Consider the following 12,744-nt stretch of genomic DNA (forward strand, 5'->3'; position numbering starts at 1 on the left):
GCAGCCCGGCGGTGCCCTGCGCACCCCGGGCCCGGTCGCCACCGCCGGGGGCGGGCCGGCAGACGGCCGCCCCCGGGCAAGCCCGGGCTTGCCCGGGCAGGCCCCCGCACGCCTCAGGTTGGCGCGGCACCGCCGGGCACGTTGGTGCCGGTTGCCCGCCGCCGTGGCGGATGACGCTGCCGGCCCGGGCGAGGTCAGGCGTGACCGGGCGGGCCCCCGGCCCCCCGTCACGCCACGTACGTCCGCGGCGCCTCGACCGCCGCCGTCGCGCCGCTCGCCACCAGGCGGGCGGCCTCGGCCAGGCGGGACGCCGCTTCTTCCGCGACGGCGCCGGTGACGGTGAACGGGAGGCGGACGTAGCCCTCGAAGGCGCCGTCGACGCCGAAGCGGGGGCCCGACGGCACGCGTACTCCGAGCCGTTCGCCCGCCTCGGCGATCCGGGAGCCGGAGAGGCCGCCGGTGCGCACCCACAGCGTGAGGCCGCCGCGCGGGACGGCGAACTCCCATTCGGGCAGGTGGCGCCGGACCGCCGCGACGAGGGCGTCGCGGCTCTCGCGCGTCGTGGTCCGCCGGATGGCGACGGCGGCGTCCCAGCCCTCGGTGGTCAGCAGCCAGGTGACGGCGAGCTGTTCGAGGACGGGCGTGCCGAGGTCGGCGTAGGCGCGGGCGGCGACCAGGCTGCGGATCACTTCGGGCGCGGCCCGCACCCAGCCGATGCGCAGGCCGGCCCAGAAGGACTTGCTGGCGGAGCCGACGGTGATGACGGCGTTGCCGGCGGGGTCGAAGGCGCAGACGGGACGCGGCAGTTCCAGGCCGGGTTCCAGGCAGAGGTCGGCCATGGTCTCGTCGGCGACGAGCAGGGTGCCGGCGGCGCGCGCCGCCTCGACGAGCTGCCGGCGCTGTTCCTCGGTGGCGAGGGCGCCGGTGGGGTTGTGGAAGTCGCCGATGACGTAGGCCATGCGGGGGGCGGCGTCGCGCAGCACCTGGCGCCAGGCCGGCAGGTCCCAGCCGCCGAGCCCGTCGGCCATGGCGACGGGCACCAGGCGGGCGCCGGCCTCGCGCATGAGCTGGAGGACGTTGGCGTACGAGGGCGAGTCGACGGCGACGCGCTCGCCGCGGCCGGCGAAGAGCCGGCAGATGGCGGCGACGGCTCCCATGGCCCCCGTGGTGATCATGATCTGCTCGGGCATGGTGGGCACGCCGCGGGCGGTGTAGCGGTCGGCGACGGCCTGGCGCAGGGCGGGCAGGCCGGCGGGGTAGTCGCCGTGGGTGGCCGCGTAGGGCGGGAGCTCCTCCAGCGCGCCCTGGAAGGCGCGGCCGAGCCAGGGCTCGACGGCGGGCAGGGCGGCGCAGCCGAGGTCGATGACGGAGCCGGCGGCCTCCGGGGGCAGGGGGTCCAGGGCGCGGGTGGGCAGCGGGTTGCCGGCGGGCACCGCGGTCCAGCTGCCGGCGCCGCGCCGGGACTCGAGGAAGCCCTCGCTGCGCAGGGCTTCGTAGGCCGCGGCGACGGTGGTGCGGCTGACGGAGAGGGCGGCGGCGAGCTCGCGCTCGGCGGGCAGCCGGGCGGCGACGGGGACGCGGCCTTCGAGGACGAGCAGGCGGATGCCGTCCGCGAGCGAGCGGTAGGCGGGGGCGCGGCGTCCGCCGAGCGGCGTGACGGTGCCGCGGCCGCCCTGTGCCTCGCGGTCGCGCTGCGAGCCGAGGAGGCGGGCGAGCTTCTGCGCCCCCACCGAGGAGGTCCAATGACTCATATGAATCGGTCCACCTTCCGAGGATTGGCCATGGATCTTGCGTCCACCTGTTCTCCAGACTGTCATGCGGCAGGCCACTTGCACCACTGCAGGTGGCCGCCGCTTGTACCGTCCACGCCGCCTTGGGGCGCGTGCCGAGTGTCAGGAGAAACCGTTGTCCGCATCAGGGGGACCGTCGGAAGGGTCGTCGGAAGGCGCGTCGGGAGGCCCGGGAAGCGCGCCGGAAGGCCCGTCGGGAGGGGCGTCTCTCGCCCGCCGGCTGCTGCAGCTCTACGTCGGGCTCGCGCTGTACGGGGTGAGCGCGGCGCTGCAGCTGCGGGCGGGACTGGGGCTCGCGCCGTGGGACGTGCTGAACCAGGGCGTCGCGGAGCACACGGGGATGTCGATCGGCACGGCGTCGATCGCGATCGGCGCGCTGGTGCTGCTGCTGTGGATCCCGCTGCGGCAGCGGCCCGGCCTGGGCACGGTCTCCAACGTGCTGGTCATCGGCCTGGCCATGGACGCGACGCTGAGCGTGGTACCCGACCCGCGGTCGCTGTGGATACGGATCCCGCTGCTGGCCTTCGCGGTGGCGCTGTGCGCGGTGGCGACCGGGCTGTACATCTCGGCCAGGTTCGGCCCGGGCCCGCGCGACGGGCTGATGACGGGGCTGCACCGCCGGACGGGGCGCTCGGTGCGGCTGGTGCGCACGTGCATCGAGGTGGTCGTGCTGGCGACGGGGTTCGTGCTCGGCGGCTCGGTGGGCCTGGGAACGGTCTTCTACGCCCTGGCGATCGGCCCGCTGTCGCAGTTCTTCCTGCGCCTGTTCGCCCTTCCGGAGGCCCCCGCTCCGGCCCCCGTACACCCGGCCGGACGCGAAATTCCGGACCTGGTTTAGGCCAGGATCGAGCGGGCCGGTAGTGTACGCCTTCGACCCACCGAACGAACCGTTACTGCACGCTAAAGCGACAGAAACACAGGGTGACATCCGTTGCCAGATGTGACAAAACGGGCGTTGGTGGGTACAACAAGGGGCGGCACGACGGGCGACGCATGTCCCTCAACGGGAATCTTCACCGCCGACCGGACGTTGACCGGATGACGACGACAGCGACACCTGTCCTGTGGGCGACTAAGCCCGGGAGGCACGATTCATGAGTGAGCGAGCTCTCCGCGGCACGCGACTTGTGGTTACCAGCTACGAGACCGACCGCGGCATCGATCTGGCCCCGCGCCAGGCGGTGGAGTACGCATGCCCGAACGGCCATCGATTCGAGATGCCGTTCTCGGTAGAGGCGGAGATTCCGCCGGAGTGGGAGTGCAAGGCGTGTGGCGCCGTGGCACTCCTGGTGGACGGCGATGGTCCTGAGGAGAAGAAGGGCAAGCCCGCGCGTACGCACTGGGACATGCTCATGGAGCGGCGTACCCGCGAGGAGCTGGAGGAGGTGCTGGCCGAACGGCTGGCGGTCCTTCGCTCCGGCGCCATGAACATTGCCGTTCATCCGCGGGACACCCGCAAGTCCGCCTGACCGGCGGGAGCCATTGCAGATTGCATTGACAAGGGCCCGGGCCACTGCTTCACGCAGTGGCCCGGGCCCTTGTCATGCGCCGGTGCAGGCGGTGCGATGCGGCCGGCGCGAGGCGCGCTCCAGAGGCCGGCGGCCGGAGGGCCGGCCAGGCCGGCGGGCCGGACGGGCTAGCGGGGCAGCTGGGGGCCGCCGGGGCGCGGCGCCGGCGGCTCGTCGTCACGGATGACCTCGCCCTGGACGACCTTGCCGCCGGGCCCGCCCATGCCGCCCGTGCCACCCGGACCGCCCATTCCACCCATTCCGCCGAGATCGGCGCTGCGGGCCTGCCGGAAGGCGTCCCCGAGGGTGCCGGGGGCCGCCGGGCGGTCGAGCCACCGCTCCCCCGCCTTGCGCAGCAGGGCGCGGGTGGGCGGGAAGAGGCACAGCAGGCCGGCCACGTCGGAGAGCAGCCCCGGCAGGATGATCAGCAGGCCGCCGAGCATGGTGAGGGCGTTGCCGCCGGTCTCCTGGGCTCCCGGCTCGGCGGTCACGCCGCCCGGCTGCAGGGAGACCGTCAGCCGCTTCCAGGCCCGCCGTCCCGCCCGCTTGATCACGTAGGAGCCGAGGACGACGCCGCCGGCCAGCAGGGCGAAGACGGTGAGCCCGCCGGCGGCACCGGCCACCAGCGTGAGCAGCCAGATCTCCAGGACGGCCCAGAGGGCCACTCCCAGAGGGATGAGCCTGCGGGCGCGCCGGCGCTGCGGCGGGCGGCCGTTCATCGTCTGCTGTGCTCCGAACGTCATGCCTCAAGTGTGCCTGGCCTGCGGCGGAACCCGGGGGTGGAGCTTATGGGGCGCTTACGGCGTCACTTGCGGCCGAGCGCCTTGCCGACGCGGGAGCCGACGCCCCAGGAGGTGACCCGCCACAGGGCCTCGGCGACGATGTCGCGGCTCATCTTGCTGTCGCCGAGCTCGCGCTCGACGAAGGTGATGGGGACCTCCACGACGTGGAAGCCGGCCTTGACCGCGCGCCAGGCCAGGTCGACCTGGAAGCAGTAGCCCTGGGAGGCCACGTCCTCCATGCCGAGGCCCTCCAGCGTCTCGCGCCGGAAGGCCCGGAAGCCGCCGGTGACGTCGCGGATCGGCACGTCGAGGAGCAGGCGGGAGTAGGTGGAGCCGCCGCGGGAGAGGATCTCGCGCGACTTCGGCCAGTTCACCACCCGGCCGCCGGGCACCCAGCGCGAGCCGAGCACCAGGTCGGCGCCCTTGAGGGCGGTGAGCAGGCGGGGCAGCTCCTCCGGCTGGTGGGAGCCGTCGGCGTCCATCTCGACCAGGACGCCGTAGTCGTTGTCCAGGCCCCAGCGGAAGCCCGCCAGGTAGGCGGCGCCGAGGCCCTCCTTGCCCTTGCGGTGCAGCACCTTGACGTGGTCGTCGTCGGCCGCGAGCTCGTCGGCGATCTTTCCGGTGCCGTCGGGGCTGTTGTCGTCCGCGACGAGGACGTGCGCCTCCGGCACGGCCGCCCGCACCCGGCCGACGATGGTCTTGATGTTCTCCGCCTCGTTGTAGGTCGGGATGATCACCAAGGTCGTGCCGAGCGGACCGTATCTGCGCTGCCCGTCGTCGTTCACTGCTGGCCCCTCTTGTTCCGCTCGTCCATTCGTACCCGACGGCCGATCAGGAGTGCGGCCGCACAGGACAGAAGCCCCACCATAGCGAGCGCCCATTCGGGCCCCGCACCCACACGGTCGGCGACGGTCGTCCCGTCGCGCAGCGGGATGGTGGCGCTGATGACGTCCCGGGTGAATTCCTCGCTCCGCTGCTGCACCGTGCCGTCCGGGGCGACCACGGCGCTGATGCCGCTCGTGGCGGCGGTGACGACGGCCCGGCCGTGCTCGACGGCCCGCAGCCGCGACATGGCCAGCTGCTGGTCCGGCTGGCCGGTGCGGCCGTAGGTGGCGTTGTTGGTCTGCACGACGAGGGCGCGGGCGCCGTCCTTGACGGTGTCGCGGACGATCTCGTCGTAGGCGACCTCGAAGCAGATGACGTCGCCGAGCCGGGCCGGGCCGACCTGCATCACGCCGGTGTGGTCGCCGGGGTAGAAGTCGCGCTGGACGCGCTGGAGGCGGGTGATCACCTTGCTCAGCGCGCTCCGGAAGGGCACGTACTCGCCGAACGGCACGGGGTGCTGCTTGGCGTACGAGGCGCCGGGCCCGGTCTTCGGGTCCCAGACGATGCCCTTGTTGTCGATGTAGCCGCTGCGGCCCGGGTGGTCCACCAGGGCGCCGACGAGGACCGGCACGCCCATGGCCTTCACGGCCTGGTCGATGCGGTCGTACGCCTGCGGGTACTGGAACGGGTCGAGGTCGGAGGAGTTCTCCGGCCAGATGACGAGGTCGGGCCGCGGGACCTTGCCCGCCTTCACGTCGCGGGCCAGCTGGAGGGTGGCCTCGGCGTGGTTGTCGAGGATCATCATCGGGCGGCCGAGGAAGTCCATGCCGGCGTGCTGGACGTTGCCCTGGACGAGGGCCACCTTGACCTCGTCGTCGGCCTTCGTGGGCACGGGCACGGCGTATCCGGCGAGCAGGAGCGCGGCGGCCAGCGCGAGCGCCTCGACGCCCGGGAGGGCGGCGCGGACGGTGCGGGTGCCCGCCCGGCGCAGCCGCCACAGGGCGGCCGCGGCGTACGCGAGGAGGCCGCCGGAGAGGGCGACGGCGAAGGTCACCAGCGGGGCGCCGCCGAGCGCGGCGAGGGGCGTGAAGGGCGAGCCGGTGTTGGCGAAGGCCAGCCGGCCCCAGGGGAAGCCGCCGAACGGCAGCCGGTCGCGGGCCAGCTCCTGGGCGACCCACAGGCAGGCGCCCCACAGCGGCCAAGCGGGCAGCCGCGAGACGAGGGCGAGGGCCGCGCCGAGCACGGCGACGAACAGGGCCTCGACCAGCGACAGGCCGAAGACGGCGTCGTAGCCGACGACGTGCAGCCAGCGCAGCAGTACGAAGAAGAAGGGCAGCGCGAAGGCGAAACCGGTCCACGCCGCCTGGCGGGCGGTGCGGCCGCGGGTCAGCAGGGCCAGCGCGGCGACGGCCACGACCGACAGCGGCCAGACGTCGTACGGCGGGAAGGACAGCGCGAGCGCGACGCCGGCGAGCACGGCGGCACCGGTGCGGCGGGCCTCGCGGCGCGCGAGCCGGGCGAGGCGCACGGCGCGGCCGGGGCGCTCCTGCGGGGCGGGCGCGTCCTCCGGGGTCTCCGGCGGGCGCTCCTCGCCGGCGGGGGCGGATGCCGCGGCGGCTCCGGCGGTGGTTTCGGGACCCGGGGGCACGGGCGAGCCTTCCTGCTGACTTGCGGTGGTGAGCCCGACGGTACCTCGCTCGGGGCGCCGTGCCCGCCCTGGGTGCGCGGGGAGGGCCGCGGAGGGCGGGAGGGGAGGGGTGGGGCGAATGGGGGCCCGGCGTCCTTCGGGCCGACCTGGGACCCGCTGGCTGCGGGTCGACCTAGAGCCGTTGTCTACTGAACGTCCGGGCCCCACCCGGGTCGCACCTGCCGGCCCGGCAGCACCTCCCTCGCCCCCGTGCGCTGGAACCTGGCTGCCAGTGGCGGTGGGCCGCTCCCCGGCGCACCGCCCCCATGGCCCAGCTGCGTTCGACGACTGTGTGGAAGTGCACCGGCCGGACGTCCTGTGGTGGACTCCGCAGAACCTACCGGCCGTCTCCCGCACCCTGTCAACACTTCCGTGACCTGGAGGTATGCACCAAATCAGCAGGTCAGTACGGCGAGTGATCACAAGTGGCGACAGGCCGACGTCTCATCGTTCGGCGGTACGCGCCGGGCGCGGAGTCACTCGTTCGGCCGCTCGTGGACGGTGTGCCCGCCCACGACGGTGCGCAGGCAGACGGGGAGCGGGCCGCCGGGGGTGAGGTCGGGCAGGCCGGGGGTGCCCGAGCGCGGGTCGGTGGACCAGCTGGCCACGCGATCGTCCGGCACCTGGACCACGAGGTCGCCGGCCTGCCAGACCGCGTAGTCGGCCGGTGCGCCGGGCACGAGGACACCGGCGTCGTCGCGGCCGATCGCCCGCCAGCCGCCGCGCGTGTGCGCGGTGAACGCGGCCCGGACCGAGATGCGGTGCCCGGGGGTGCGGTGGAAGGCGGCGGCGCGGACGGTGCCCCACGGGTCGAGCGGGGTGACCGGGCTGTCGGAGCCGAGGGCGAGCGGGACGCCGGCGCGCAGCAGGGCCGCGTACGGGTTGAGGGTGCGGGCCCGCTCGACGCCGAGGCGCTGGGCGTACATGGCCGTGTCGCCGCCCCAGGTGGCGTCGAAGGCGGGCTGCACGGAGGCCGTGAGGGCGAACTCGGCGAAGGCCGCGATGTGCTCCGGGGTGAGCATCTCGGCGTGCTCGACGCGGTGCCGGGCCGCGCGGACGCGGGCCAGGCCCAGCTTGTCCGCCGCGGCGCGGACGCCCTCCACGACGGCGGTCAGCGCGGCGTCGCCGATGGCGTGGAAGCCGGCCTGGATGCCCGCCTCGGTGCACGCGGCGACGTGGGCGGCGACGGCCGCGGCGTCGAGGTGGGCGGTGCCGGTGGCGCCGGTCAGGTCGGCGTAGGGCTCGTGGAGGCACGCGGTGTGCGAGCCGAGGGAGCCGTCCACGAAGAGGTCGCCGGCGGCGCCGAGCGCGCCGAGCTCACGGATGCGGCCGGCTTCGTTCGCGGACGTGATGGCCTCCGCCCAGTAGCCGACGACGCGGGGGCCGCGCCGGCCGGCGGCCAGGCTCAGCAGCCCGGTGAGGTCGTCGGCGCTGGAGATCTGCGGACCGGCGCACTCGTGCAGGGAGCCGATGCCGAGGGAGACCGCGCGGTCGAGCGCGGCGGCCTGGGCCTCGGCGCGCTGCGCGGGGGTGACCGCGTCGTGCGCGGCGGCGCGCACGGCGTGGTGGGCGTCGCCCGTCAGCGGCCCGTCGGGGTGGTACCCGCCGAGGCCGGCGAGGCCCGGGACGAGGTCGAGCAGGGCCGTGGTGACGACGGCGGAGTGGACGTCGGAGCGGGTGAGGTACAGCGGCCGGCCGCCGGTGGCCTCGTCCAGCTCGCGGCGGGCCGGGGGCCGCTGCTCGGGCCAGGCGCTGGCGTCCCAGCCGTGGCCGAGGAGGACGCGGTCGGCCGGGCGGGCGGCGGCGTGGGCCCGGATCCTGCCGAGGGCCTCGGTCAGGGAGCCGGTGCCGGTGAGGTCGAGGCCGGTGAGCGCGAGACCGGTCGCCGTGGTGTGCACGTGTGCGTCCGTGAACGCGGGGGTGACGAGCGCGCCCTGGAGGTCGACCACCTCGTCGACGCCGTCGGCGAAGGAGTCGGCGGCGCCTTCGGAGCCGACCCAGGCGACGGCGCCGCGCTCGACGACCATGGCCGTGGCGAACGGGTCGGCGGGGCTGTGCACGTCGCCGTTGCGCAGCAGAACGGTGCGCGGCGTGTCCTGGGATGCGAGGGGCTCGGTCATGGGGATCAGTCTCTCCCCTGCCCCGCCCCGCCCCGTAACCGGGGCTCGGCCTTCGGAGCCCTCGGGGCGTGGCGTCAGCCGACGCGCGGCGGCCTCGCCTCGTACGGCGTGGACAGCACGATCGTCGTCCGCGTGGACACCCCCGCCAGCGACCGGATCCGCGCCAGCAGGTGCTCCAGCTCCAGCGGCGTGGCGACGCGCACCTTGAGGATGTAGTTCTCGTCGCCGGCCACGCTGTGGCACGCCTCGATCTCGGGGATCTCGGCGAGGCGGTCCGCGATGTCGTCGGGAGCGCTGGGGTCGAACGGCTTCACCGAGATGAACGCGGTGAGCGGCAGCCCGACCGCCTCGGGGTCGACCACCGCCGCGTAGCCGCGGATGACACCGCGCTGTTCGAGCCGGCGCACGCGCTGGTGCACCGCCGAGGTCGACAGGCCCGTGGCCTTCCCCAGGTCGGTGTAGCTCATCCGCCCGTCCTTGACGAGCAGTTCCACGATTTCTCTGTCCAGCTCCTCCACGCGGATCAACCTACTGGGTTCCGGCCGGAGCAGCACAGTCGACGGCTCCAAGGGGGCGCATGCCGACGCACAAAGACATGTGACGAACAACACAGATATGCACCCGTGTCCTCCGCGATGCGGCGATTACCCGGCTCGCGGCGCGGGAAGTGCTTGCTGTGGCCGAGGCCGCGACGCCTGGCCGGCCAATCCGAGGGGGAGAAAGACTATGCCCAGCCTGGAACGCCTGAACGACGGCGACGGCAGCCCGTACGAGCCGTACGAGGTCGACACCAGCACGATGTTCCGGGTGACCTGCCCGGACTGCGCCCGCCCGATCGCCCTGCTCCCGGACGAGGACGTGCTCCCCGAGCACGCGCTGTGCCCCTCGCCGTGGAATCCCTTCGGGCTCACCGTGTGCCCCGGCTCCGGCCGCGCCATGGAGGAGGCCCCCGCGGTGGACGAGTCGCTGGAGGGCCAGGAGTTCGACACGGCGCTGCTGCTCACCCTGCCGGAGAGCCTGGACTGGCGGACCCAGCCGTTCTCCCACGTCGGGGGCCCCGGATCCCGCCCGGTCCGCGTCCCGGAGATGCGCCGGCCGTCCTGACGGCCGAGGATTCCCGGCGGGCGGTGCGCGTGGCGCCCGCCCGCCGTTCCGGTTCCTGTTGTTCCGCTTCCTGCCGTTCCGCTTGTCGCCGTGCCGGGGCCCGGCGCAGCGGTCCTCAGCGGCTCTCGGGGCCCGCCAGGTGACGGGCGATCACCATGCGCTGGATCTGGTTGGTGCCCTCGACGATCTGCAGGACCTTGGCCTCGCGCATGTAGCGCTCGGCGGGGAAGTCCGCGGTGTAGCCGTAGCCGCCGAGGAGCTGGACGGCGTCGACGGTCACCCGCATCGCCGCGTCCGTGCAGAACAGCTTGGCCATCGCCGCCTGCCGGGAGAACGGCAGACCGGCGTCGCGCAGCCGCGCCGCGGCGAGGTAGAGCGCGCGGCCCGCCTCGATCTGGGTGGCCATGTCGGCGAGCATGAAGCGCAGGCCCTGGAAGTCGGCGATCGGCCGGCCGAACTGCCGCCGCCCGGCGGTGAAGGCGAGCGCCTCGTCCAGCGCGGCCTGGGCGACGCCGATCGCGCAGGCGGCGATGCCCAGCCGCCCGGAGTCCAGCGCGGACAGGGCGATCGTGAAGCCCTGTCCCTCCTCGCCGATGCGACGCGCGTCCGGCACCTGCACCCCGTCGAAGTGCAGCTGCGCGGTCGGCGAGCCCTTCATGCCCATCTTGCGCTCGGGCGGTGCGGCCGACAGGCCGGGGGCGTCGCCGGGCACGAGGAAGGCGGTGATGCCGTGGGCGCCCTCGCCTCCCGTGCGGGCCAGGACGGTGTAGAAGTCCGCGACGCCGCCGTGGGTGATCCACGCCTTGGTGCCCTCGAGGGTCCAGGTGCCGCCGTCGCGGGTGGCGCGGGTGCGCAGTGAGGCCGCGTCGGAGCCGGAGGAGGGCTCGGAGAGGCAGTACGCGCCGAGGAGGCCGCCGCCGAGCATGCCGGGCAGGTGCTCGGCCTGCTGTTCCTTGCTGCCGAAGCCGGCGAGGGCGTGGCAGGCGAGGGTGTGCACGCTGACGCCCAGGCCCACGGTGAGGCGGGCCGCCGCGAGCTCCTCCAGGACCTGGAGGTAGACCTCGTAGGGCTGGTCGCCGCCACCGAACTCCTCGGCGTAGGGGAGGGCGAGCAGGCCCGAGGCGGACAGCAGCCGGAAGACCTCGCGGGGGAAGCGCCCGGCTTCCTCCTCCTCGGCCGCGGCGGGCTCGATCTCCCGCTGCACCAGGTCGCGTACGAGCGCGAGCAGGTCGCGGGACTCCTCGGTGGGCAGCTGTCGCTCCACCGGCTGGGGGCCGTGGTCGGTCATGGCGGCGCTCTCCTCCCTGTCAGGGCGCTGCGACGACGGGCGCGCAAGGGTGTGGCGCCGCCGTCGGTGATCCCCCAGCCGATGATTCCGCGCCGGGTCGCGACACGGGATGACCTGCGGCTGTGGCGGCTTGGAGTATGCCCGATCGGCGGGCGGACGTCACGGGTTGACAAGTCGTGCACCAGGGACAACGTGCTCCTGACGGAGTCGTGAACGGGGTTGGTCCAAACCATTGACCGCACTGGTCTAGTCCTTCTATGGTCCTGCCACCGCTCGGCGAGTGCATGCCAATCGCTGCGGCGGCTGAACGCAGGCACGAGTGCAGGTCACCCCCCGAGAGCTCTCCCCACCCACCGAGGAGAACCCATGCCCGCACGATCCCGCAGACCCCTCACCCTCCGCTCGACCCGCACGTTCCTGGCCGCCTTCGCCGCCGCCGGGGCCCTGATCACCACCACGCTCCTCGGCGGACCGGCGTCCGCGTCGCCCGCCGCCGCGGATCCCGACGACACCGCCGTCGGCGGCAAGGTGGTCGGCTACTTCACCAACTGGGGCGTGTACGACCGCAATTACCACGTCAAGAACATCGAGACGTCCGGGTCGGCCGCCAAACTCACCCACATCAACTACGCCTTCGGCAACGTCACCAACGGGAAGTGCACCATCGGGGACGCCTACGCCGACTACGACAAGGCCTACGACGCGGCCGGCAGCGTCGACGGCAAGGCCGACACCTGGGACGACGGCGCCCTGCGCGGCAACTTCAACCAGCTGCGCAAGCTCAAGAAGCTGCACCCGAACCTCAAGGTGGTCTGGTCCTTCGGCGGCTGGACCTGGTCGGGCGGCTTCGGCGAGGCGGCCAGGAACCCGGCGGCGTTCGCCGAGTCCTGTTACGGCCTCGTCAAGGACCCGCGCTGGGCCGACGTCTTCGACGGCATCGACATCGACTGGGAGTACCCCAACGCCTGCGGCCTGACCTGTGACACGAGCGGCCGCGAGGGGTTCGTGAAGCTGATGGCCGCCCTGCGCGCGAAGTTCGGCACGCGCAACCTGGTCACGGCCGCCATCACCGCCGACGCGTCGAGCGGCGGCAAGATCGACGCCGTGGACTACGCGGGCGCCGCCCGCTACGTCGACTGGTACAACCCCATGACCTACGACTACTTCGGCGCCTGGGAGGCGAAGGGCCCGACGGCCCCGCACTCCCCGCTGACCTCCTACAGCGGCATCCCGAAGGCCGGCTTCGACACCGACGCCACGATCACCAAGCTCAAGTCGCTGGGCGTCCCCTCCTCCAAGCTCCTCCTCGGCCTCGGCTTCTACGGCCGCGGCTGGACGGGCGTGACCCAGTCCGCCCCGGGCGGCACGGCGACCGGCCCGGCCAAGGGCACCTACGAGGCAGGCTTCGAGGACTACAGGGTCCTGAAGACCAAGTGCCCGGCCAACGGCACGGTCGGGGGCACGGCCTACGCCAAGTGCGGCAGCGACTGGTGGAGCTACGACACCCCGTCAACGATCGCCGGGAAGATGGCGTACAAGAACCGGCAGGGGCTGGGCGGCACCTTCTTCTGGGAGCTGAGCGGCGATACGGCGAACGGTGAGCTGATCAAGGCCATCCGCTGACGCCGGAGCCCCGCGAA

At 73.8% G+C, this 12,744-nt stretch carries 11 protein-coding genes; 4 read left to right on the forward strand and 7 right to left on the reverse strand.

Translation table 11 applies throughout. From position 1 onward, the window contains the following. Window positions 1-227: 227 nt before the first annotated feature. Entirely contained in the window at window positions 228-1,751 is a 1,524-nt protein-coding gene (locus AS857_RS36085) for an SCO1417 family PLP biosynthesis transcription factor (RefSeq protein ID WP_058047707.1), read from the reverse strand. Between the two features lie 259 nt (window positions 1,752-2,010). Here AS857_RS36085 and yczE point away from each other — a divergent pair, with 259 nt between their 5' ends. Together yczE and AS857_RS36095 are read left to right on the forward strand one after the other, a co-directional pair. Next, window positions 2,011-2,628, forward strand: coding sequence for a membrane protein YczE (gene yczE, locus AS857_RS36090; RefSeq protein WP_058047789.1), 618 nt, complete (start codon window positions 2,011-2,013; stop codon window positions 2,626-2,628). A 256-nt stretch (window positions 2,629-2,884) separates the two neighbouring features. Continuing rightward, a complete protein-coding gene (locus AS857_RS36095; RefSeq protein ID WP_004948858.1) occupies window positions 2,885-3,259 on the forward strand; it encodes an RNA polymerase-binding protein RbpA in 375 nt (124 codons plus the stop codon). Window positions 3,260-3,426: 167 nt separating this feature from the next. On the opposite strand, the gene fxsA is transcribed toward AS857_RS36095, so the two are convergent. The 5 genes from fxsA to AS857_RS36120 form a co-directional block, all read right to left on the reverse strand. Continuing rightward, on the reverse strand, window positions 3,427-4,041 hold the full coding sequence (gene fxsA / locus AS857_RS36100; protein WP_058047708.1) for an FxsA family membrane protein: 615 nt from the start codon (window positions 4,039-4,041) through the stop codon (window positions 3,427-3,429). A gap of 62 nt (window positions 4,042-4,103) precedes the next feature. After that, the gene (locus tag AS857_RS36105) at window positions 4,104-4,865 is read right to left on the reverse strand and encodes a polyprenol monophosphomannose synthase (protein WP_058047709.1); all 762 of its coding nucleotides are present in this window, start codon (window positions 4,863-4,865) and stop codon (window positions 4,104-4,106) included. Further along, window positions 4,862-6,553 carry an apolipoprotein N-acyltransferase gene (gene lnt / locus AS857_RS36110; RefSeq protein WP_058047710.1) on the reverse strand — a complete coding sequence of 564 codons (1,692 nt, stop codon included), beginning with the start codon at window positions 6,551-6,553 and terminating at the stop codon, window positions 4,862-4,864. The genes AS857_RS36105 and lnt overlap by 4 nt, the downstream gene beginning before the upstream one ends. A gap of 515 nt (window positions 6,554-7,068) precedes the next feature. After that, a complete protein-coding gene (locus AS857_RS36115) occupies window positions 7,069-8,712 on the reverse strand; it encodes an amidohydrolase (protein WP_058047711.1) in 1,644 nt (547 codons plus the stop codon). A gap of 74 nt (window positions 8,713-8,786) precedes the next feature. Further along, window positions 8,787-9,230 (reverse strand): Lrp/AsnC family transcriptional regulator, encoded by a 444-nt coding sequence (locus tag AS857_RS36120; RefSeq protein ID WP_030365423.1) that lies wholly within the window; start codon window positions 9,228-9,230, stop codon window positions 8,787-8,789. A 208-nt stretch (window positions 9,231-9,438) separates the two neighbouring features. On the opposite strand from AS857_RS36120, the gene AS857_RS36125 reads away from it, so the two are divergent. Continuing rightward, entirely contained in the window at window positions 9,439-9,816 is a 378-nt protein-coding gene (locus AS857_RS36125; protein WP_058047712.1) for a hypothetical protein, read from the forward strand. Window positions 9,817-9,931: 115 nt separating this feature from the next. Here the strand turns inward: AS857_RS36125 and AS857_RS36130 are convergent, their stop codons facing one another. Then, window positions 9,932-11,104, reverse strand: a complete 1,173-nt coding sequence (locus AS857_RS36130) for an acyl-CoA dehydrogenase family protein (RefSeq protein ID WP_058047713.1) — start codon at window positions 11,102-11,104, stop codon at window positions 9,932-9,934. Window positions 11,105-11,470: 366 nt separating this feature from the next. On the opposite strand from AS857_RS36130, the gene AS857_RS36135 reads away from it, so the two are divergent. Next, window positions 11,471-12,727 carry a glycoside hydrolase family 18 protein gene (locus tag AS857_RS36135; RefSeq protein ID WP_058047714.1) on the forward strand — a complete coding sequence of 419 codons (1,257 nt, stop codon included), beginning with the start codon at window positions 11,471-11,473 and terminating at the stop codon, window positions 12,725-12,727. Window positions 12,728-12,744: the final 17 nt, after the last annotated feature.

This window comes from Streptomyces roseifaciens (genome assembly GCF_001445655.1).
Taxonomy (GTDB): domain Bacteria; phylum Actinomycetota; class Actinomycetes; order Streptomycetales; family Streptomycetaceae; genus Streptomyces; species Streptomyces aureoversilis.

What these genes read in the sequence shown, in the direction of transcription:
- AS857_RS36085 (WP_058047707.1), bottom strand. Translation starts at nt 1,751, where the DNA reads ATGAGTCATTGGACCTCCTCGGTGGGGGCGCAGAAGCTCGCCCGCCTC.
- AS857_RS36095 (WP_004948858.1), top strand. Translation starts at nt 2,885, where the DNA reads ATGAGTGAGCGAGCTCTCCGCGGCACGCGACTTGTGGTTACCAGCTAC.
- fxsA (WP_058047708.1), bottom strand. Translation starts at nt 4,041, where the DNA reads ATGACGTTCGGAGCACAGCAGACGATGAACGGCCGCCCGCCGCAGCGC.
- AS857_RS36115 (WP_058047711.1), bottom strand. Translation starts at nt 8,712, where the DNA reads ATGACCGAGCCCCTCGCATCCCAGGACACGCCGCGCACCGTTCTGCTG.
- AS857_RS36125 (WP_058047712.1), top strand. Translation starts at nt 9,439, where the DNA reads ATGCCCAGCCTGGAACGCCTGAACGACGGCGACGGCAGCCCGTACGAG.
- AS857_RS36130 (WP_058047713.1), bottom strand. Translation starts at nt 11,104, where the DNA reads ATGACCGACCACGGCCCCCAGCCGGTGGAGCGACAGCTGCCCACCGAG.
- AS857_RS36135 (WP_058047714.1), top strand. Translation starts at nt 11,471, where the DNA reads ATGCCCGCACGATCCCGCAGACCCCTCACCCTCCGCTCGACCCGCACG.